Here is a 20,535-nt window from a genome sequence, read left to right on the forward strand (position 1 = left end):
TCTTCCGCATTGACCGTGACACCCCACCGCGCCATGGCCTGATAGCGCGGCTGCCGATGCGCCAAAGCGCGCGCATAGGTCCAACGGACAAACTGATCAGGATCGCAGCTTTCTTCGTCAAAAGAATGGGTTGTGAGATACTCCTCCCACGCCGCATGAAGGAACTCTGACTGGTAGTACATTGGCTTTGGTGCGCGATCAAAGCGGCGGACCAATTCCAATGTACTACCAGCCGAAATTCCTTCATTCCGTATGGGAGGAGTACCGCGTAACTCATTCTGTTGAAGAAAACAATTGCGACCCTGATCACTTTGTTCGTTGGACCTATGCGCGCGCTTTGGCGCATCGGCAGCCGCGCTATCAGGCCATGGCGCGGTGGGGTGTCACGGTCAATGCGGAAGAAGTTGCGGCAGTCCGCAACCCCCGCGATTTTGACGATTTGATTGCGCTGGCGCTTGATCGCCCAGCCTGATCCCTTACATCCACCGCTCCATAGGAAGCGCAAAAATGCCCATCACCCTGCCTGAGACCCTGCCCGCCTACAACGTTCTGCGGAACGAAGGCGTCATGGTCATATCGCCCGAGCGCGCGGCCCGGCAGGATATCCGCCCCCTGCGGATCGGCCTGTTGAACCTGATGCCGAAGAAGATCCAGACCGAGAACCAGTTCGCCCGGCTGATCGGCGCGACGCCGCTGCAGATCGACCTGTCACTGATCCGCATGTCCGAACATCAGACGAAGAACACGGCAGCCGAACACATGGCCACCTTCTATCGCCCGTTTCAGGAAGTTAAGGCCGAGAAGTTCGATGGGCTGATCATCACCGGCGCGCCGATTGAGCACTTGCCCTTCGAGGCGGTCAGCTATTGGGATGAACTGACCGAGGTGATGAACTGGACGCAGACCAACGTCCAATCCACCTTTGGCGTTTGTTGGGGTGGGATGGCGATGATCAACCACTTCCACGGCGTGCAAAAGCACATGCTGCCTGCCAAGGCCTTTGGCTGCTTTCGCCACCGCAATTTGGCGCCGATCTCACCTTACCTGCGCGGGTTTTCGGATGATTTCGTGATCCCGGTCAGCCGTTGGACAGAGATGCGTGAGACCGGGATTTCAGCTGCCCCCGGCCTGCGCACATTGCTGGGGTCGGATGAAGTTGGCCCCTGTCTGGTCGAAGATGCCGCGCACCGGGCGCTCTATATCTTCAACCATTTCGAATATGACAGCGACACGCTGAAGCAGGAGTATGACCGCGATGTCGCGGCCGGTACGCCGATCAATGTTCCGCTGAACTATTATCCGGATGACAATCCCGCCCATCAGCCGATGAACCGTTGGCGCAGCCACGCACATCTTTTGTATGGCAACTGGCTCAATGAAATCTACCAGTCTACGCCCTATGACATCGCTGAAATTGGCCGCTAGCCTCATCCTGTTGTTGGCATTGGTGGCGCTTGGCGCCTATTGGCGCATCGGGGTACGCGAAGCTGCGGCCAATGCAGCCTTCCCGCCAGAGGGCCAGTTTGTTTCGGTTGAAGGCAGGCGCGTTCATCTGTTTGTCAAAGGGTCTGGGCCGGATCTGGTCTTGATCCATGGCGCCAGCGGGTCGCACCGGGATTTCACTTTTGATCTGGTGGATCGGTTGGCCGAGGATTTTCGGGTGATTGCGGTGGATCGTCCGGGCCTTGGCCATTCCGACCCGAACCCCGACATCAGCCTTGCGACACAGGCGCGGACCATCAAGGCCGCCGTCGCAAAGCTGGGTGCCGACAATCCCATCGTGCTTGGACAAAGTTATGGCGGGGCTGTCGCGCTGGCTTGGGCGCTGCAAGGCGGGCCAAAGGCGCTGGTACTGGTATCTGCCCCCAGTCTGCCATGGCCGGGGACGCTGGACATCTGGTATCGCATCACTTCGACACCGATCGGTCGTGCGATCGTTGTGCCGCTTGCATCGGCATTTGTGACGCAATCCTACGTCGATGCCGCAACCAGGATGGTCTTTGCCCCGGACCCGGTTCCGCCCGGCTACGACGCATGGATCGGCACCGCACTGACCTTGCGCACCGGGACCTTGGCAACCAATGTGGCGCAGGTGAACGGCCTGCGCGGAGAGCTGGTGCTTATGGAGCCACGCTATCCGTCACTGACTTTGCCGGTGGAACTGGTCCATGGCGACGGCGATACCGTGGTACCGCTGCACATCCACTCCGATCCGCTGTCCAGAATCCTGCCGATTGCAACGCTGACCATCGTCCACGGCGCGGGCCACATGCCGCATCACAGCCACAGCGATGTAGTGATCGCCGCCATCGCCAGAGCCGCATTGCACTGATCGGCTCAATCGCGATACTGACGCAAAATGGAGGAAATCATGGACCTGCCCTTTGACGGCGCAATCAGCCGATACTTCCGCGAAGGCGCACCAAAGGACGTGCGCCGTACCATCGAAAACGCGGGCAAGGATGAGATTTTGTCCAAGTCCTACCCCTACGTCGAAGAGATGAAGGGCAAAGATTACGAGGCCGCCATGCTGGGCCTGCAGATCCAACTGGCCCGGTTGCAAGCGGATGTTAAGGCCACCGGAAAGCGGATGGTCGTGGTGTTTGAAGGGCGCGATGCGGCCGGCAAGGGCGGCGCGATCAGCGCTGTTCGCGAAAACATGAATCCGCGGGTGGCAAACATTGTGGCTTTGTCCAAACCCTCGGACAGAGAGGCCGCGCAGTGGTATTTCCAGCGCTATGTGGACTACCTGCCAGCGGCAGGCGAATTGGCGCTGTTTGACCGCAGCTGGTACAACCGTGCGATGATCGAGCACGTCTTCGGCTTTTGCAAACCAGAGGACCGGGCCCGGTTCTTTCGGCAGTTGCCGGATTTTGAGAACATGCTGGTCGATGAAGGGATCGTGTTGATCAAGCTGTGGCTTGAAGTTGGTCGGGCAGAACAGCTGCGCCGCTTTCTCGCCCGCGAATGTGATCCGTTGAAACAGTGGAAACTGTCTTCGATTGATGTGGATGGCTTGCCGAAGTGGGATGACTATTCCGCCGCAATTGCCGAAACGATGAAGAAGACGCATTTCAAGGTGGCGCCCTGGACGGTGATCCTGTCGGATGACAAGAAGCGCGCCCGGATTGCCGCCATCCAGACGCTGCTGCACTCGATTGACTATGTCGGTAAAGATCTGAGCGTGATTGGTACCATCGATCGCAAAATCTGCGGCGGCCCGGCCTTGCGCTCCAAGGAATGACGTGAAGCGCGGGTATCATCACGGCAACCTAAGGCAGGCGCTGGTGGAGGCCGCATTGGCGCTGATCGCCGAAAAGGGGCCGCAGGGCTTTACCCTTTCAGAAGCGGCCAAGGCGGCTGATGTGACGCCCGCCGCCGTTTACCGCCATTTCGCGGGCCGCGACGATCTGTTGGCCGAAGTGGCCCGACAAGGCTATGATATCTTCGCGGCACTGATGGAATTTGCCTACAACAACGGCCAGCCCACCGCCCTTGCAGCCTTTGAGGCGACGGGGCGCGCCTACCTTGCCTTTGCCCGCAAATATCCCGGCCATTACCAAGCGATGTTTGAAAGCGGCCTCACCCCGGCCAATCATCCCGATCTTGCTGTGGTCGCGGCAAAAGCCCGGGCCGTTCTGGAACACGCCGCCGAACGGTTGTCAGAACATCTGCCAGCGGCCAAACGCCCGCCGGCCATCATGTTTTCATCGCATATCTGGGCGCTGAGCCACGGGGTGGTGGAACTGTTCATGCGCGGTGCAGGCCGCAATGCACCGTTTCCGCCCGAAGACCTGCTGGAAACCGGAATCGGCATCTATCTGCGCGGGCTGGGCCTCTTGCCCGCAGACAAATAGCTGCCAGAAAGCGGAGTTAGCGGAACAACACCAGCGCGCCGGGGCTCCACGCCACGCGCGCACGGGTGCCGATGTCCAGCACCGGGCGGCCAAAGACGTTGCGCATGGAAATGCGGACCGACTGATCCATACCGTCAAGCTTGACGTCGTAATACGTCATGTCGCCGTAATAGACGACCTCCTCCACCGTCGCCATGCTGTCGCGATCTTGCGGCTGTTGGCCGTCGAACAGGATGGTCAGCGTTTCGGGCCGGAAGCCGATGGCGGGCGCTTCGGCCGACGGGATGCCCATGCATTGCCCGGCGGTCAGCGTCAGTTTGCCGAAACCCTGGCTTTCGACTTCGACCGTATCGCCGCTTTCCGAAATGATCTTCGCCGGCATGAAGTTCATTGTGCCGATGAAATTTGCAACCTTGCGGCTGTTCGGGCGCCGATAAAGAGTTTCCGGGTCAGCCAGTTGTGCGATTTCGCCTTCGAACATTACTGCGATGCGGTCTGACATGACCAGCGCCTCTTCCTGATCATGGGTGACCAGAATGAAGGTAATGCCAACCTGCCGCTGCAGCCGGATCAACTCCACCTGCATCTGTTCGCGCATCTTCTTGTCCAGCGCGGACAGCGGTTCGTCCAGCAACAGGACTTTCGGCTTCAGGATCAGGGCGCGCGCCAGGGCAACGCGCTGCCGCTGGCCGCCCGACAGGGCATGGGCCGCGCGTTTGCCGTACCCCTTCAGGCCGACCATCTCGAGCGCCTCGGCCACAGCCTTGGCCTTTTCGGTCGCAGGCCGCGGGTCCTTGCGCAGACCAAAGCCGACGTTTTCTTCCACCGTCAGATGCGGAAAGAACGCATAGGACTGGAACACCATGTTGGTCGGGCGCTTGTTGGCGGGCACCCCGGCGGTATCCTTGCCGTCCAGCAACACGACACCGGAAGAGATATCCTCAAACCCCGCTATGGTGCGCAGGAGGGTGGTCTTGCCGCAGCCCGACGGACCCAGCAGCGAAAAGAACTCACCCTCGCGGATCGTGCCGTTGATCCCGCGCAGCGCGTGATAGTCGCCATAATACTTATGGACATCGCGAAACTCGATCATGGTGCGGTTCTCAGATGTCACAGGAAGCCTCCGGTATCCGTCCCGCCGGTTTTCGCGATGCCGCGACGACGGAAGTATTCAGCGATTGCAAGCAGGCAGATCGACACCAGCACAAGGATCGTCCCAAGCGCCAGCATCGAAGGGACGCGGGCAGGAAAACGGAACTGGCCATAGATGTAAGCCGAGAGCGGGGTGTCGGTGCCGCCAAGGAAGTAGGCGATGATGAATTCGTCGAGACTGATGGTGAAGCAGATGAGGAAAGACGAAATGATGCCGGGCATCACCAGCGGCAATACAATCAGCCTGAAGGTGGACAGCGGAGTTTCGCCCAGATCATAGGCCGCCTCTTCAAGGCTGCGATCAAGACTTTGAAAGGCCGATGACAGGATGGCGACGGCAAAGGGCGTGCAAATCAGCACGTGGCCAAGAATGATCGTGAAGATCGACAGCGGCACCCCAATGGCCAGCAACACCACCAAAAGCGACATCGCGACAATCATCTCGGGCAGCACGAGCGGCAGCATGATCAGACCAAGGACCCCTCCCTTGCCTGGAAAGACATAGCGGGTGCTGGCGCGGGCTGCGAAGATCCCGAAGATCGTGGACAGCACCGCCGTAGACACGGACACAATCATGGAGTTTTGCAGGGATTTGAACAGCTGCTTGTCGGCCCACATCTCGGCGAACCAATTCGTGGTGAAGCCAGACAGCGGGAAGGCGATGATCTTGCTGTCGTTGAAGGCAAACATCGGCAACAGCACGATGGGGGCATAAAGGAAGATCAGGTAAATCACCGCATAGGTGCGCAGCCCGGTGGCTTTATTCATCGGGACTGCCCCCTCAGAAAGCGGCGATTCATGAAGAGGAAGATCAGGCTGACGATGGCGACGATCAGCATGGCCGACACTGCGATGGCGGACCCCAGTGCCTTGTCATTCTGCTTCAGCATCTTCACTTCGATCATGTTAGCAATCATCGGCAGCTTGCCCCCACCGATCAGATCAGGTGTCACATAGTCGCCGATGGTCGGGATGAACACGATCAGGGTCGCCGCAATCACACCCGGCATCGCGAGCGGAAGTGTCACCCGCCAGAAGGTACGCAAGCGGCTTTCGCCCAAGTCCTGACCAGCTTCCAGCAGGCTACGGTCAATCTTTTCCAAGGCAACGAAGATCGGCAGAATGGCAAACGGCGCATAGGCGTGGGCAAGTGTCATCACCAAAGCGCCCACGTTGTAGTTGATCCATTGCAGCGGTTCGTCAATCACACCAATGCTTAGCAGGCCTGAGTTGATCACCCCGTTGTAGCCAAGGATCACCTTCCAAAGGAAAACCCGGATCAGATAGCTGGTCCAAAACGGGATGGTGATCAGGAACAACCAAAGCGATTTGCGCGACGGTGCCACGTGGAAGCTGACGAAATAGGCAATCGGGAACGCAATGATCACTGTCACCAGCGTGACCAGCATCGACACCGTCAGCGAACGAAGCATGATCGCCTGGTAGACCTTGCCGGTCCAGACTTCGACATAGTTGGCGAATGTGAAATCCCAGATGACCTTGCCTTGGCCGTCCGTCATCACCGAAAAGATGAGAACCGTCGCCAACGGCGCTGCCAGCAGAAGGGTTGCATAAAGCGCCGTTGGGCTGATCAGCTTGAGACCAGCCTTCGCCTCGGAATTCCACGGTTGCGCCATCATGCCCCCTGTTGGCCGCGCATCTGCTGGGTTCAGGTCCAGATCCGGCCCGCACCCTTGTTGTTTGATCAAATCTAGACCGTTTTTCCAGACCAAGGCAAGGGGGCCATGCCATTTGCCGGAACTCAACCGGAAAGTGGCGGATTACGCCAAGCGTCATAAGGTTGCTGCGAGGTGTGTGACGCAGGCGTCAGCCCGCGACACGTTCGATCGCGATTGCCCGTTTTTTCAGCTCATCATAAAGCGTCGGCACGATCCGCAGGCTGCCCACCGCCACACGCAAGGCATCTGAAATCCGCGCTTCAGAGGGCGCGTCGGATGCCACGCGCCAAACCATGCGCCGGGTGACGCCATCATCATAGACAATTTCGGTGGCTCCGGTTCGCGTCTTGCGCCAACCCAAGAAGTCCGCGCCGCCGTGCGGCGCGTGGAAGGTAGATTGCTGTCCCATTTTCGGGCTCTCTTTTTGTTGTCACTGCTCTACGCCAAATCTTGTGCCATGGGGTACCCTGAGGTCAACTGCCACAAAGGGCAAATCCTCGTGATCATTGCGCTTTTGCAACATTAAACCAGTCTGATGCCACACCTTGACAGGCCTGGCGCAGATGTCGGGCGGGCTTGGCAGCAGATAAGCAGCCGGTGATCTTGCATCAGACGCCGGCAACTTGTGATCAGACCGACAAGTCCGAGGGCGGCTTGGCCAACAGCGCGGCAAGCGTTTTCAAGGCCTCTTCGAAAGACTCACGACGAAGATTTCCGGCAATCCCTATGCGGACAGCACTTGGGGCGCGACCGTGGATCACCGCGTACTCGTCAGCGGAGCGCAAAAGGACACCGCGCGCTTCGGCCATTCGCAAGAAGGTCGAGGCACGCCAGCCTAAGGGTAGTCGCAACCAGGCAAACGGAACGCCGGGCTGCCAACCAAGATCATAGGCACCAAGATGATTGACCAGCATTTGCAGCCGTTCAGAGAATTCGCTTTGTACCCGCTGCTTGATTTTTGCCGCATCGCCGGACCGGAACAGGTGCAGACACAAATCGGCGACAGGGCGCGACAGAGCGAAGAAACTGTGCTGCGCGGTCAGGCGACCCGCCTCGCCCATGCCGCTGGGACAAATCACGTAGCCAAACCGCAACGCTGCAGAAATGGTTTTTGACAGGCTTCCGACCAGCCAGACCCGTTCCGGCGCCAGGGCCCGAAGTGCTGGAATCGTCGTCGCGGCGACGGAATAGCTGTCATCCTCAAGCACTTGAAGATCATAGCGCCGAACGATTTCAGCGATCTGCTGGCGCCGCTTTACCGGCATGCACCCGGTCGTCGGGTTCTGTGCCTCGGTGGTCAAACACAGAACCTGCGCGCCATGTCGGCGGCAAGCGGCCTCCAGCGCTTCGGGCAGGATGCCCTCGTCATCGATTTCTACAGGCACCACATCTGCCCGCGCCGCGCGTGCCGCGTAACGGAATCCGGGATAGGCCAGTTCTTCGATCAGAACGACTGGACGTTCTCCGCGCAAGCAGCAGTCGAAGATCAAGCTGACTGCGTTCTGCCCGCCATGGGTCAAGGCCACATCTTCCGGACTGATTGGCCCCAGAATCCGGTCACCCATCCAGGTCACGATTTCAGCGCGCAGGCCCGCCTCCCCCGCCTGACTGGTGTAATCAAGCCATCCGCTGTCAGTGTGTTCCGCCATGTGAAGAAGCGCGCGGCGAAAGGCCTCTTTCTGGCCCAACTCGGGAACATGTGGCGGTCTCAGATCCACAAGACCAGTGCTGCTGTCAGTGATGCGATCGGTATACAATGCCTGCGTCGGGCCGAGGCGCGGGGATTGTGCCGCAACAAAGGTTCCGCGCCCAACCGTCGCTGCCAAAAGCCCTTCCTGGGTGGCCAGTTGGTATGCTCTGGCCACGGTTCCGGGCGTCAAATGCAACCTCCAGGCCAGATCACGCACGGTAGGCAGCTGGCAATTTGGCTGCAATTCCCCAAGCCTGATCGCCTCACGCAACGCTCGGGAGAGGCCAAGGTACTTGGGCCCGGGGAATTGTGTCAGATCTGGCGCCCAATTTGTATCAGTCACAATATTCCTCTGGCGACTCATTGCGTCACATTGGTAGATTGTAGCTATCAGAGCGCATGCTTTGTATCAATACAAAAACAGGAGGCCGCAATGGCCCAGCACAACTCAGTTATCCGCACTAGATTTTCCGATTTCGCCGGAATTGCCATAAAATTTCTAGAACTCGTCAAAGCTGTTACCACTCGTCGACGGGAACGCGCCGCCTTGGCCCGGCTCGATGTCCATCTTCTGCACGACATCGGCCTCGAACCAGAAGCCGCTGCCAAAGAGTGCGCCAAGCCCCTCTGGCGCCCCTGAACGCACGGCGTCGCGTTTCCCCTGACTGGGCCGGGATCTCCCGGCCCATTTCTTTTAGGGCTCGATTGCGGTCAGAACACCGCTGGCGTCCATCGCAGTACCGTACAGCCGTGCACCTTCCCGGCTTAGGTGGTTGTAGCTATCGGTCATCAGAGGGCCTTGCCCAAGCATGGTACACCCCCGCCGCGCGCCACAGAACATGGACTTTGAGTCAATCACCAGAAGACCATCGGGCGGAACCTTTCCGATCCCTTCGAGAAATTGGGCAATCAGCTTCTCATCGGGTTCAAGAGCCGCAATTGCGGTTCGATCATATCGCAAGAGCTTTTCCTCGAGCTTGGGGAAATTCGGCAACGGAGAAACCAGGACGACATGATCAAACTGCCCGCGCCAAAAGGTAACCGTCTGCCGAAGCGCCTCTGGGGTGACTTCACCTTTCACCCAAAAATTGACCAGGATGACGGTCCGTATCCCATCCGCATGCGCCGCCGCAATGAAATCCGCCGCCAAAGCCTGGCATCGCGGACTCATCAGGGACGGCGCGATTGAGCAGCCTGAGGCGGTCATCTGCATCGGATTGCGACCGGTTTCCCGCAAGGCCAGAACGAAGTTCGCCGCATTGCTGTCACCGAACACCCCAACCGGCCAACCAACCAGCCCGGGCCCACCGGTGGCATGGCAGTCCCATTGCTCCCTGAATGCAGCCAACCCGCTCTCGGAATCCGAATAGTAATGGCATAATCCGTACTTTGCGCCGGCCGCGACGTCGACCTTGATGTCCGCCAGCTGCTGGGTCTGAAATCCGGGCCAGTCAAGTTGCCGCCATCCGTTCTCTTCAGCGAACATCGCTGCTGCTGCAAGCAGTGCAACCGCTAAAAGCGGAGCGGCCCACCAAGCGGGGTGAAGTCCCGCCAGCCACGGCCTATCATTGCGGCGAAATGGCGTTTCGATGAACCGCCAACTTGCCCAACCCAGCACCAACGCCGCCGCCATTAATGCGGCCCGCGCCATTGGCTGAGGTTCGTCAACCAACACGATGCGTACAAACGCCAGCAGCGGCCAATGCCAAAGGTAAGTTCCATAGCTGATCAGGCCGACCCAAACCATCGGACCCATCGCCAGCCCGCGACCAACCCAAGTATCTGACCGCGCGGCAATAAGGCAAAGGGCCGTGCCCAACACCGGCAGCAACGTTGTAGGCCCTGGTGTCGGGACGCGGCCTGTGTAGAGCAGAAGCGCAGTCACGATCATTGCAATCCCAAGCAGCGACCAAACCTGCCTAGAAGATTGTCTTGGTTGCCATTGCGTCAGCGCTGCCCCTGCCCCGACGGTCAACTCCCAGATCCGTGATGGCAGCAGATAGAACCCGGCACTGGGAGCGTTTAACAGCATCCAGGTGGCAATGATCATCGAAGCCAAGCCAATCAGACGCAAGACCCACCGAATAGCGCGCGCAGAAAGTGCTGCCCGCCATAGCCCCCACAGGACCAACGGGAACAGCAAATAGAACTGTTCCTCTACTCCAAGGCTCCACAAATGCAGCAGAGGCTTGACCGCGGCCTCTTGTGCGAAATAGCCCGTCTGCTGCCACAATACGAAGTTCGGCACCAACAGAGCGGCGCCCATCACCGTCTGAAGAAAGTCGCCAAACTGGTCTGGCGACATCAGTCCCCAGCCCAAGGGCAAGCATACAAGGAGCAGGGTAACCAACGCAGGAAGAATGCGGCGCGCCCGTCGTCGGTAAAAGCCGGTGAAACTGAAGGTTCCGTTGGTCAACTCTGCCTGCAAAAGCCGGGTGATGACAAAACCGCTGATGACAAAGAAGATGTCTACGCCCAGAAAGCCGCCCGGCAAGAACGGTGCGCCAGCATGATTTGCAAGAATGGATAGTACCGCGATTGCGCGCAAGCCGTCGATCTCGGCGCGGTGCGCCAGTTGTTCGGGCATGTCTTACCTATTCCTGCCAAGCCTAGTTCGCTTTACAGCACTTATAGTAGCAGGATTGGCGCGGTCCACCTGAGAGCGGGTCGAAATGAGAAAGGCCCGCCAAATGGCGGGCCTTTCAGAACTAGCGAAAAAGCAAGATCAGCGCTTGGAGAACTGGAAGGACTTCCGGGCTTTCGCCTTGCCATACTTCTTGCGTTCCACAACGCGGCTGTCGCGGGTCAAGAAGCCTGCAGCCTTGAGCGCGCCACGCAGTGCGGGCTCATAGAGCTGCAATGCCTTGGAGATACCGTGCTTCACGGCCCCTGCTTGCCCGGACAAACCACCGCCAGCGACGGTAGCCATAACGTCGAACTGGCCTTCCACGTTGGCAATTGTGAAGGGCTGGCGCAGGATCATCTGGAGCACCGGACGGGCAAAGTAGACTGCCATTTCCTTGCCGTTCACAACAACCTTGCCAGAGCCCGGCTTGATCCAGACGCGAGCAACCGCATTCTTCCGCTTGCCCGTGGCATAAGCGCGGCCAAGCTTGTCGCGCACAGCCACGCGAGGGGCTGCAGCGGCCACCGGTGCAGGCGTGCCCACGGCTGATTTGAGGTCGTCCAAAGATTTGATGTCGGCCATGATCACGCGCTCCGGGTGTTCTTGGAATTCAGCGCGCCAACGTCAAGAACGACGGGCTGCTGAGCTTCATGCGGATGGGCAGCGCCGGCATAGACGCGCAGATTGGTCATCTGAACGCGGCCAAGCCGGTTGCGGGTGATCATCCGTTCAACGGCCTTTTCGACCACACGCTCGGGGTGCGCGCCTTCGAGCACCTGCCGCGCGGTGCGCTGCTTGATGCCGCCTGGATGGCCGGTGTGCCAATAGTAGATCTTGTCGTTGCGCTTGTTGCCGGTCATCTGGATCTTGTCCGCATTGATCACGATGACGTTGTCACCCATGTCCATGTGCGGAGTGAAGGTCGGCTTGTTCTTGCCGCGCAGAATGTTGGCGACGATCGTGGCAAGGCGGCCCAGAACAACGCCTTCGGCGTCGATCAGGATCCACTTCTTGTCGATGTCCGCCGGAGTAGCGGTAAAGGTTTTCATCGGTCGGGTCCCATGAGGATGATCGGGGGCTGGCCCCGGTGTCTCGAATGGGGCTTATCTTCCAAACACAAGGCGACGTCAAGTCACCCGCCGTACTTAAAACTTCGCAAAAACAATGCTCTATAATAAAGGTATTAATTTACCCCACCTGCGGCTATGTCGGACCAATCAGAACCGGCTTATCGCAGGATTGGCGGTTTGTCCGGCCGCATCCCCGGCGCAGCGGGGGCCTGCGGCATTTCGGGCTGGGGCAGATCGATCCGCAGGGCAACCCGCGACATGGCCAGTGCCGATGGGTCTGATCCTTGCAGGAACACGACATCAAGTTCCCCCGCCTCGACGCCGGAGAAGACCAGTGCTTCTCCGACCGCACGGGCGAGCGCGGTTTGTGCACCGGGGGGCGCGTCCAGAAACGCGAGTATGTGCCCACGCCGCCCGCCCGCATAGCGCACGCCGGCAAGCAGAACGCCAGCGGCAAGTCCTCCCGCACGTGCCAACTTGGCATCGAGACCGGTCAGAAGGTCTGCGGGCAGACCCGTCGGCGCATGAAACGATTCCGGTCGCTCTTCGGCTTCTTCGGGACCCGTCTCAAGCGCCAGCGCCAGCCAGTCGAGCGCCTCGGGTGGCAGCAACATTGACGAAGGCGCCACACCCAGGTTGACGCCCAACCCCATCCCCTGCCCTTTCAACATCGCCGCAATCACCCGCCCCGGCAGGGCCGCATAGGGCGAAATTCCGCCGGAGAAGGCTGCAAGACGGTCCTCTCGGTCGAAGACGAGCACCACAGGCCCGCTTTCCAGAGGAAACACACGCGGGGTGATCTGGTCGCCCTCAACCTCATGCTCCAGCAACATGAACATCTCGCCATCAGCCAGCCGCTCGTAGAACCGCAGGCGCAGCACGTCATTTTCAGGGTCGGCCGAGACGGCCGCATAGGCTGCATCAAGAAAAGTCACCGCCTCAGTCATCCATCACTCTCCGCACCTGCGCGTGCAACTCTGGCACCAGCTCTGCCGCGAACCAGGAGTTTCGCTTCAGCCACCCCGTATTCCGCCACGACGGATGCGGCAAGGGGATGAGACCGCGCGCCGCATGGTCACGCCACCCGTGCACCGCTTCTGTCACGTCTCGCAGCCCTAGATGCCACCGAAGTGCCGCCCCCCCGATCACCACAGTCAATTGCACCGAAGCCAGCTGCGCCATCGCCCGCGCTCGCCAGGTTGTGGCGCAGATCGTCGGTGGTGGCAGGTCCGCGCCGCGAGTATCATAGCCGGGAAAGCAAAAGGCCATCGGCACAATCGCAACCCTGCGCTGGTCGTAGAATTCATCATCGGTCAGGCCAAGCCAGTCACGCAGGCGATCTCCGGACCGGTCGGCGAAGGGCCGGCCGGATGAATGAACCCGTGCGCCGGGAGCCTGTCCTGCGATCAGCAATCTTGCCCCGGGCTGAAACCAGATGATCGGGCGTGGCGCGTGGTTGGTGGCGGTCGCGGCAAAGCGATCTGCGCAGAGGGTGCACGCCCGGATTTCATCGGCAAGGATCATCAGCAAACGATGCGCCAGCCTGTTGGGGTCGGCAACCTAAACTTTCGGGCGGAACTTTACCTGATGGCCAAGCGGACGGCGAAGCATCTGGCAGCCGCAAGCGTGCCGTTTTCTCAACCCTTAAGCTCCACCAACCGGGCAGCCGGGCGCAGTGCGATTTTATTGCTGGCTGTTCCCGCGTGTCTTTTGCGCCTGATCCGGGCCGTCAGCAACGCAGATCGACACAGTCACGGCACATTTGCGGTTTACGCGCAGCCGCGGGCTGGACACTATCAAGTCGGGAAACCGGATGTTAATGATAGGGCCGTAAGTCCAGATCGGGACATCAGTCCGCTGTACTGTCCAAGGGAACGACGATGATCGAGTTTCAGGGGGTATCGAAGTCATTCTGGACGGGGACACAGCGAAAAGTGATCCTTGATCGCGCTTCGTTCAGGGTGGATCTTGGCAGTTCGCTCGGAATTCTCGCCCCCAATGGTGCAGGAAAGACCACGATCATCAACATGATGGCAGGGCTGGAAAAGCCAGACGAAGGCGTTATCCGCAAAACCTCGCGCGTGTCATTTCCGCTGGGCTTCATGGGTGGCGTGAACAACAAACACTCAGCGCATGAAAATTGTCGCTTCATTGCAAAGCTTTATGGCCTTGACCCTGACTACGTGGAGAGCTTTTGTCGCTGGGTCTGCGGTTTAGGCGAATACTTCGAAATGCCGCTGGCCACCTATTCTTCCGGCATGCGGTCGCGGTTCAGCTTTGCACTTTTGCTGTCGATCGAGTTCGACATATATCTGATCGACGAAGGCATGCCCGCCACATCGGATGTCGAGTTCAATCGGAAGGCAGGCAACATTCTTCGAGAGCGTTTGGAGAGATCGACAGTGGTGATCGTGTCGCATTCGCCTCAAACACTTCAGAAATTCTGTCGAAGCGCTGCCGTTCTGAGGAATGGCAAACTTCATATGTTTGAAACCCTCGAAGAAGCAAAGCGACTGTATGACTATGAAACTTAAGGCCAGCCGGTTCAACATAAGGCGTTCGCCGCCGCCGCCGGTTCCCACGCCCCAAGCGTCTGGAGAGCTTTTGTTCGACAATCAGGATGACGGCTTTGGTGCCGAGCCGTTTCCGACCGCCGCAAAGCCGCAGGAACCCGCCAAGGCCACCGTTGTAAAGCTTCCTAAGGCCGATCCGGATGTCGCCGCCGCGCTGGCCGCGATCGCCGCGGAAGGCCTGACCGGGCGGCAATTGCGGGCAGCGCGCCGTTTGGCGCAAAGCCACAAACTCACGCCCGCGTCGGATCACGACGCGGTGCGTCTGTTGCGCCTTGCCGGTATTGATCCGTTCAACCGTTCGTCCATGCTGGATACCATCAGCCCGATCGCTTCGCCGTCGCCAGGCACGGAACTGGGGCCTGCCGCAACCGACGGCACGGCCAGTGGCAAGGAAACAGGTCGGGAATTGACGGCGCTTCCGGGGGATGGAGTGCGCCTGCCGCAGAATGTTCGGCCGATCCGCGCGCCGACCCCCGAGCAGCGCAGCGACATGAACCAGGCCGCTGAGATTTTGCGGATGCAGCAGGAGATTGCACGCCGCCGCCGCCGCAAGCTGGCCCTTTTGTTCGCGCGCATGCTGGCGTTTGTGTTCATTCCAACGTTTGTCGCCGGCTGGTACTATTTCCGCCTGGCGACACCAATGTATGCGACCAAATCTGAGTTTGTGATTCAACAAGCCGGACCGGCGGCGTCCAGTTCACTCAGTGGGCTGTTTTCCGGCACCGCTCTTGCCACATCCCAGGATTCGATTGCGGTTCAGGGCTATCTGCAATCGCGCGACGCAATGATGCGTCTGGACGCCGATGCCGGGTTCAGGGACCATTTTAAGGACACGAAGATTGATCCGCTGCAACGGCTGGCGGTGGATGCAACGATCGAGAGTGCGTACAAGACCTACAAGAAGTACGTGAAGATCTCTTACGATCCGACTGAAGGTCTTGTGAAGATGGAGGTCGTTGCCGCTGATCCCCAGACAGCGTCCGATTGGTCGTCGCAATTGATCTCCTACGCCGAAGAGCAGGTCGACCATCTGACCCAGCGCTTGCGCGAGGATCAGATGAAAGACGCGCTCGCAAGTTACGAAGATGCAGCTGACGCGATGAAAGAGGCTCAGAGGACCTTGATCGGCTTGCAGGAAAAGTTCCAGGTTCTGTCGTCCGAAGCCGAAATCGGCCTTTTGACAGCGCAGATTTCGGGGCTGGAATCGCAGCTGACGCAAGAGCGACTTTCCCTGGCACAAATGGAATCAAATGAGAACCCCAACCAGGCGCGAATGGAGCCTGTGAAACAGCGCATCGCCACGCTCGAGGAGCAAGTGGCGCAGCTTCGATCCAAGATGACCGAAAGCACGGCCGGCGGCGAAAGTCTGGCGAGGGTCCAAGGCGAGTTGCTGGTCGCGCAGGCAGATGTGCAAACGCGTCAGGTGATGCTTGCCCAATCGCTCCAATCGATGGAAACGGCCAGAACAGAAGCAAATCGGCAGGTGCGATATCTATCGGTTTCGGTAAGCCCCACGGTGACTGATGAACCAGCCTATCCGCGCGCTTTCGAGAATACGTTGGTCGCGATGTTGATCCTGCTTGGCATATACCTCATGGTCTCGATGACCGCTGCGATCCTGCGTGAACAGGTTACAGCTTAATCAGATTTCGAGGTTGAGATGAAAGATGTGAATGTTGGCGGCCTCGTTGTCGGTAACGACCGCCCGCTTTTGGTGATTGCCGGACCGTGTCAGTTGGAAAGCCTTGACCACGCGCAGATGATCGCAGGGACAATGGCCGAAGTCTGTGCAGCAGCCGGAGCCCAGTACATCTTCAAGGCCAGCTACGACAAGGCCAACCGAACCTCGCTGAAGGGCCGCCGTGGCATGGGAATGGAGGCCGGGCTAAACGTGCTGTCCGCGATCCGCGCCATCGGCTTGCCGGTGCTAACAGATGTCCACGACATCGGGCAGGCGCGCGAGGCGGCGACTTTTGTCGACGTGATCCAGATTCCGGCTTTCCTGTGCCGCCAGACGGACCTGTTGCTGGCGGCAGGCGAAACCGGGGCTGTCGTCAACATCAAGAAGGGCCAGTTTCTGGCGCCGTGGGATATGGCAAATGTCGCCGAAAAGGTCGCCTCAACCGGCAACACCAAGATCCTGCTAACCGAGCGCGGTTCCAGCTTTGGGTACAACACCCTGGTAGCGGATATGCGCAGCCTGCCGATCCTGGCCCGAACCGGCTATCCGGTCATCATGGATGCCACACACTCGGTGCAGCAGCCCGGCGGGCAAGGCAATTCCTCTGGCGGGCAACGAGAATTTGCGCCGGTAATGGCGCGGGCAGCAGTGTCACTCGGCATCGCCGGGGTGTTCATCGAAACCCACGAGGCCCCTGACACCGCGCCATCTGATGGCCCGAACATGATACCGCTGGATCAAATGCGGGCACTGATCGGCAGCCTGATGGACTTTGACCGCCTTGCCAAGGCGGACCCGATCCGGGTTTGACGCCTGCCCGATGGGTATGGCAAACGGCGATTGTGTCCGGCACAAGTTTGACATGGTGGCGCGCAGATGCCGAGGTTAGGCAGTGGCATGGAAAACGACCGCCCGCTGCAACCAAATGAAGACAGCCTGAATGGGTTCCTGTTCGCCCTGACGGCATATCTGCTTTGGGGGTTCTTGCCGCTGTACATGAAGGCTCTGGCGCATATCTCGCCGCTGGAAGTCATCGTGCACCGGGTGATCTGGTCAGTTCCTATTGCCGTTCTTGTTATCGTCAGCCTGGGTCGAACGGCCGATCTGCGTACGGCGTTACGCAGCCCCAGAATGCTGGGGATGGCGGTGGTGACGGCCGCGCTGATTTCCGTTAACTGGGGGATTTATGTTTGGGCCATAGGGTCTGGACACGCGCTCGACGCTGCTTTGGGCTATTACATCAACCCGCTGTTCTCGATCTTCCTCGGGGCCGTGTTTCTGCGCGAACGGTTGCGCCCGGCACAGGTTGCGGCGGTGGCACTGGCGGCAGTTGCCGTTGGCCTGCTGACTTGGGAAACCGGACGGCTGCCAATCGTTGCGTTGGGACTGACAGTGACCTGGGGGCTTTATGCATTCTTCAAAAAATCGCTTCCAATCGGACCAAATCAGGGATTTGCGTTGGAAGTCCTGATCCTGCTGCCATTCGCCAGCCTCTATGCGGTGTGGCTGGGCCTTTCCGGCACCGGGCATTTCATGGCGGGCGTGCCGTGGGATTCCATGCTGCTGCTGGGGTGTGGCCTGGTGACGGCGGGGCCGCTAATGATCTACGCCAACGGTGCCAAGCGGCTCCGTCTGTCGACCATAGCGATCATGCAATACATTGCACCTACGCTAATTTTTCTGACGGCAGTCTTTGTATTTAATGAGGCGTTCAGCATGGCCAGACTGGCTGCGTTCGCCTTGATCTGGCTGGCCCTGATTGTCTACACCGTCTCGATGATCAGGAATCGACCGGCGCGCTGACCGACGGTCGCGAGATCTGACCGCCACCAACAAAGGCGGAAACCCCGGTGGTGCCGGGGCCTGACGTGGGCAGGCCATAAAGAACCCGGACCGCGAGAAACGCGAAGGCCTGAGCCTCAAGCATGTCGCCGTTGAGACCAACGGCTTCCACGGGTTCAACCGGGCATGGCAGGCGCAGCCGCAGTTCGGTCATCAATGTCGTGTTATGCCGCCCGCCGCCAGTGACCAACAGACGGCTGATGGGGGCAGGACAGTGGCGGATGCCCTCGACCACGGCTGCGGCAGCGGCGGCGGTCAGGGTTGCTGCGGCGTCTGCATCGCCAAGGGTCTGAACAGCCGCTGTAAGGGATTGAAAATCATTTCGATCCAGAGATTTCGGCGGCATCTTCAGGAAGTATGGCGACGCCAGAAAAGCAGCGACTATTGTGTCGTCGGCGATGCCGGTGTTGGCAAGCGCCCCACCTTCGTCTTGCGGCAGGCCTAGACGCGTTTGCATGAGGTCGTTGATCGGCGCATTCGCAGGACCGGTATCAAATGCAAAGAGCGCACCCGGTGTTTCCGGCCCGGGGGCTGTCGTATCAACCCAAGTCAAGTTACCAACGCCACCAAGGTTCAATAAGGCTACCGCGCCTGTCTGGCCCGAATACTCTGCGCATGCAAAGTGGTAGAAGGGCGCAAGCGGGGCACCCTGCCCGCCAAGCCGTACATCGGACGACCGAAAATCCCAGACAGTCGTAAGGCCCAGCGTTTCAGCCAGAAGGGCGCCGTTTCCGCATTGGTGGGTTCCCCTTGCAGCGGGATCATGCGCAAGCGTCTGGCCGTGGAACCCAAGCACCTGGGCCCCGTCGAAGCGCGACAGGATTTCGGCATGGGCGGCTTCAACCACTTCGGCCGCGGCGGCGACGTCCGGGTCCCCCGGCCATTGGCCAAGCGACTTGCGGATCGTGGCGCGCTCCACTTCGGTGTAGGGGCGGTACGCGTGCGGACCAAGGGCGAGTATCTTGTGGCCGTCCGTCTGGATCATCGCCGCATCGACCCCGTCAAGCGACGTGCCGGACATTGCACCAAGAGCCCAGACCACGTCGTCTTTCCGCATCTTCCCTTGGCCTTTTCCCACAGCTATACCCTGCCCACCTTAAAGCACGGGGCGGCCATGACCTACCATCCGAAATCCGAGTTTCTGCGTGTGATGATGACCCGTGGCTTTCTGGCCGATTGCACGGATTATCAGGCGCTGGACGAGGCCTTCGTCAAGGGGGTGGTGCCCGGCTACATCGGGTTCGACGCGACGGCGACAAGCCTGCATGTCGGATCGCTGATCCAGATCATGATGCTGCGCTGGTTGCAGAAATGCGGCGGCAAGCCGATCGTGTTGATGGGCGGGGGAACCACGAAGATCGGCGACCCATCCTTCCGCGCGGAAGAACGGCCGCTGCTGACGGATGCGCAGATCGACGCCAACATCGAAGGCATAAAACAGGCGTTTACGCCGTATGTGACGTTTGGCGGGGGCAGCACCGATGCGGTAATGGTGAATAACGCGACGTGGCTGGATAAGCTGAACTACATTGGTTTCTTGCGCGACATCGGGCGGCATTTCAGCGTCAACCGGATGCTGAGTTTCGAAAGCGTGAAGTCGCGGCTGGACCGGGAACAATCGCTGTCGTTCCTTGAGTTCAACTACATGATCCTGCAAGCATATGATTTCCTTGAGCTGAACCGCCGCTATGGCTGTTTGTTGCAGATGGGCGGATCGGACCAGTGGGGCAATATCGTCAACGGCGTGGACCTGACGCGCCGGGTGATCGAGCATGAAGTCTATGGGCTGACCTCGCATCTTCTGACCACGAGCGACGGGCGCAAAATGGGGAAATCTGCCAGCGGCGCGGTTTGGCTGAACGGCGATCTGACCAGCCCCTATGAGTTCTGGCAATACTGGCGCAATACGACGGATGCCGACGTGGGCAGGTTCCTGAAGCTGTATACCGAGCTTCCCTTGGCAGAATGCGACCGGCTGGGGGCCCTTGGCGGGTCTGAGATCAATGCGGGCAAGATCGTGCTGGCCAATGCGGTGACGGCGCTGTTGCACGGGGCCGGGGCGGCAACGGCGGCAGAGACGACGGCGCGGGAAGTGTTCGAAAAGGGTGGCATCGGAGATGATCTGCCCACCGTGCGCGTCTCCGCCTCTGAGGTCGCCGAAGGTCTTGGGATCGTGCAACTTCTGGTGCGTGCAGGGCTTGCGGGATCGGGCAAGGATGCCAAGCGGCTGATTGCAGAGGGCGGTGCCCGCATGAATGATGATCTGGTGACAGATGCGGCGATGCGGTTGGGCGCGGGCGATCTGGCGGAACCGGTAAAGCTGACGGCGGGCAAGAAGCGCCATGCGCTGGTGATCCTGGACTGA

22 protein-coding genes and 1 pseudogene are annotated in these 20,535 nt (G+C 59.6%); 11 read left to right on the plus strand and 12 right to left on the minus strand.

Annotation, left to right across the window (positions count from 1 at the left end; all coding sequences use genetic code 11):
- Positions 1–236: pseudogene (locus RMO18_RS11590) on the minus strand (ATPase); the annotation flags it as partial.
- On the opposite strand from RMO18_RS11590, the gene RMO18_RS11595 reads away from it, so the two are divergent.
- The 5 genes from RMO18_RS11595 to RMO18_RS11615 are packed head-to-tail and all read left to right on the plus strand — an operon-like array spanning position 191 to position 3,857.
- Positions 191–472, plus strand: coding sequence for a hypothetical protein (locus tag RMO18_RS11595; protein WP_405054056.1), 282 nt, complete (start codon positions 191–193; stop codon positions 470–472). The pseudogene RMO18_RS11590 and the gene RMO18_RS11595 overlap by 46 nt on opposite strands.
- 35 nt (positions 473–507) lie before the next feature.
- Positions 508–1,425 (plus strand): homoserine O-succinyltransferase, encoded by a 918-nt coding sequence (metA, locus tag RMO18_RS11600; protein WP_309666072.1) that lies wholly within the window; start codon positions 508–510, stop codon positions 1,423–1,425.
- On the plus strand, positions 1,400–2,332 hold the full coding sequence (locus RMO18_RS11605; protein ID WP_309666073.1) for an alpha/beta hydrolase: 933 nt from the start codon (positions 1,400–1,402) through the stop codon (positions 2,330–2,332). Before metA ends, RMO18_RS11605 begins: the two co-directional genes overlap by 26 nt.
- Positions 2,333–2,371: 39 nt before the next feature.
- Entirely contained in the window at positions 2,372–3,244 is an 873-nt protein-coding gene (gene ppk2, locus RMO18_RS11610) for a polyphosphate kinase 2 (RefSeq protein WP_309666074.1), read from the plus strand.
- Position 3,245: 1 nt separating this feature from the next.
- Entirely contained in the window at positions 3,246–3,857 is a 612-nt protein-coding gene (locus RMO18_RS11615) for a TetR/AcrR family transcriptional regulator (protein ID WP_309666075.1), read from the plus strand.
- A 16-nt stretch (positions 3,858–3,873) separates the two neighbouring features.
- Here RMO18_RS11615 and RMO18_RS11620 read toward each other — a convergent pair whose 3' ends face one another.
- The 5 genes from RMO18_RS11620 to RMO18_RS11640 all read right to left on the minus strand — a co-directional run bounded on the left by RMO18_RS11620 (position 3,874) and on the right by RMO18_RS11640 (position 8,742).
- The gene (locus RMO18_RS11620) at positions 3,874–4,950 is read right to left on the minus strand and encodes an ABC transporter ATP-binding protein (RefSeq protein ID WP_309666114.1); all 1,077 of its coding nucleotides are present in this window, start codon (positions 4,948–4,950) and stop codon (positions 3,874–3,876) included.
- 17 nt (positions 4,951–4,967) lie between these two features.
- Positions 4,968–5,777 (minus strand): ABC transporter permease, encoded by an 810-nt coding sequence (locus RMO18_RS11625; protein WP_309666076.1) that lies wholly within the window; start codon positions 5,775–5,777, stop codon positions 4,968–4,970.
- Complete coding sequence (locus tag RMO18_RS11630) at positions 5,774–6,646, minus strand: ABC transporter permease (RefSeq protein ID WP_405054058.1); 873 nt, start codon at positions 6,644–6,646, stop codon at positions 5,774–5,776. The genes RMO18_RS11625 and RMO18_RS11630 overlap by 4 nt, the downstream gene beginning before the upstream one ends.
- Before the next feature lie 190 nt (positions 6,647–6,836).
- On the minus strand, positions 6,837–7,097 hold the full coding sequence (locus RMO18_RS11635) for a hypothetical protein (RefSeq protein WP_309666078.1): 261 nt from the start codon (positions 7,095–7,097) through the stop codon (positions 6,837–6,839).
- Between the two features lie 220 nt (positions 7,098–7,317).
- The gene (locus RMO18_RS11640; protein ID WP_309666079.1) at positions 7,318–8,742 is read right to left on the minus strand and encodes a PLP-dependent aminotransferase family protein; all 1,425 of its coding nucleotides are present in this window, start codon (positions 8,740–8,742) and stop codon (positions 7,318–7,320) included.
- A 69-nt stretch (positions 8,743–8,811) separates the two neighbouring features.
- Between RMO18_RS11640 and RMO18_RS21120 the strand changes: the two genes are divergently transcribed.
- Positions 8,812–9,018 carry a DUF1127 domain-containing protein gene (locus RMO18_RS21120; protein ID WP_405054057.1) on the plus strand — a complete coding sequence of 69 codons (207 nt, stop codon included), beginning with the start codon at positions 8,812–8,814 and terminating at the stop codon, positions 9,016–9,018.
- A gap of 54 nt (positions 9,019–9,072) precedes the next feature.
- Here RMO18_RS21120 and RMO18_RS11650 read toward each other — a convergent pair whose 3' ends face one another.
- The 5 genes from RMO18_RS11650 to RMO18_RS11670 form a co-directional block, all read right to left on the minus strand.
- Complete coding sequence (locus RMO18_RS11650) at positions 9,073–10,965, minus strand: acyltransferase family protein (RefSeq protein ID WP_309666081.1); 1,893 nt, start codon at positions 10,963–10,965, stop codon at positions 9,073–9,075.
- 138 nt (positions 10,966–11,103) lie between these two features.
- Positions 11,104–11,586, minus strand: coding sequence for a 30S ribosomal protein S9 (gene rpsI / locus RMO18_RS11655; RefSeq protein WP_309666082.1), 483 nt, complete (start codon positions 11,584–11,586; stop codon positions 11,104–11,106).
- Between the two features lie 2 nt (positions 11,587–11,588).
- A complete protein-coding gene (gene rplM / locus RMO18_RS11660) occupies positions 11,589–12,053 on the minus strand; it encodes a 50S ribosomal protein L13 (RefSeq protein ID WP_309666083.1) in 465 nt (154 codons plus the stop codon).
- Between the two features lie 179 nt (positions 12,054–12,232).
- On the minus strand, positions 12,233–13,021 hold the full coding sequence (locus RMO18_RS11665) for an SseB family protein (RefSeq protein WP_309666084.1): 789 nt from the start codon (positions 13,019–13,021) through the stop codon (positions 12,233–12,235).
- The gene (locus RMO18_RS11670) at positions 13,014–13,598 is read right to left on the minus strand and encodes a uracil-DNA glycosylase family protein (protein ID WP_309666085.1); all 585 of its coding nucleotides are present in this window, start codon (positions 13,596–13,598) and stop codon (positions 13,014–13,016) included. Before RMO18_RS11670 ends, RMO18_RS11665 begins: the two co-directional genes overlap by 8 nt.
- 356 nt (positions 13,599–13,954) lie before the next feature.
- Between RMO18_RS11670 and RMO18_RS11675 the strand changes: the two genes are divergently transcribed.
- The 4 genes from RMO18_RS11675 (at position 13,955) to rarD (ending at position 18,131) form a co-directional block, all read left to right on the plus strand.
- A complete protein-coding gene (locus tag RMO18_RS11675) occupies positions 13,955–14,608 on the plus strand; it encodes an ATP-binding cassette domain-containing protein (protein WP_309666086.1) in 654 nt (217 codons plus the stop codon).
- Positions 14,609–14,678: 70 nt separating this feature from the next.
- Positions 14,679–16,289, plus strand: a complete 1,611-nt coding sequence (locus tag RMO18_RS11680; protein ID WP_309666087.1) for a capsule biosynthesis protein — start codon at positions 14,679–14,681, stop codon at positions 16,287–16,289.
- A gap of 18 nt (positions 16,290–16,307) precedes the next feature.
- The gene (kdsA, locus tag RMO18_RS11685) at positions 16,308–17,138 is read left to right on the plus strand and encodes a 3-deoxy-8-phosphooctulonate synthase (RefSeq protein ID WP_309666088.1); all 831 of its coding nucleotides are present in this window, start codon (positions 16,308–16,310) and stop codon (positions 17,136–17,138) included.
- 87 nt (positions 17,139–17,225) lie between these two features.
- A complete protein-coding gene (gene rarD / locus RMO18_RS11690) occupies positions 17,226–18,131 on the plus strand; it encodes an EamA family transporter RarD (RefSeq protein WP_309666089.1) in 906 nt (301 codons plus the stop codon).
- Here the strand turns inward: rarD and RMO18_RS11695 are convergent.
- Positions 18,109–19,227, minus strand: coding sequence for an anhydro-N-acetylmuramic acid kinase (locus RMO18_RS11695; RefSeq protein WP_309666090.1), 1,119 nt, complete (start codon positions 19,225–19,227; stop codon positions 18,109–18,111). The two genes, rarD and RMO18_RS11695, sit on opposite strands and share 23 nt — an antisense overlap.
- 57 nt (positions 19,228–19,284) lie before the next feature.
- On the opposite strand from RMO18_RS11695, the gene tyrS reads away from it, so the two are divergent.
- Complete coding sequence (tyrS, locus tag RMO18_RS11700; protein WP_309666091.1) at positions 19,285–20,535, plus strand: tyrosine--tRNA ligase; 1,251 nt, start codon at positions 19,285–19,287, stop codon at positions 20,533–20,535.

It is taken from the genome of Tabrizicola sp. (assembly GCF_031377265.1).
In the GTDB taxonomy this organism is placed as follows: domain Bacteria; phylum Pseudomonadota; class Alphaproteobacteria; order Rhodobacterales; family Rhodobacteraceae; genus JAUYQR01.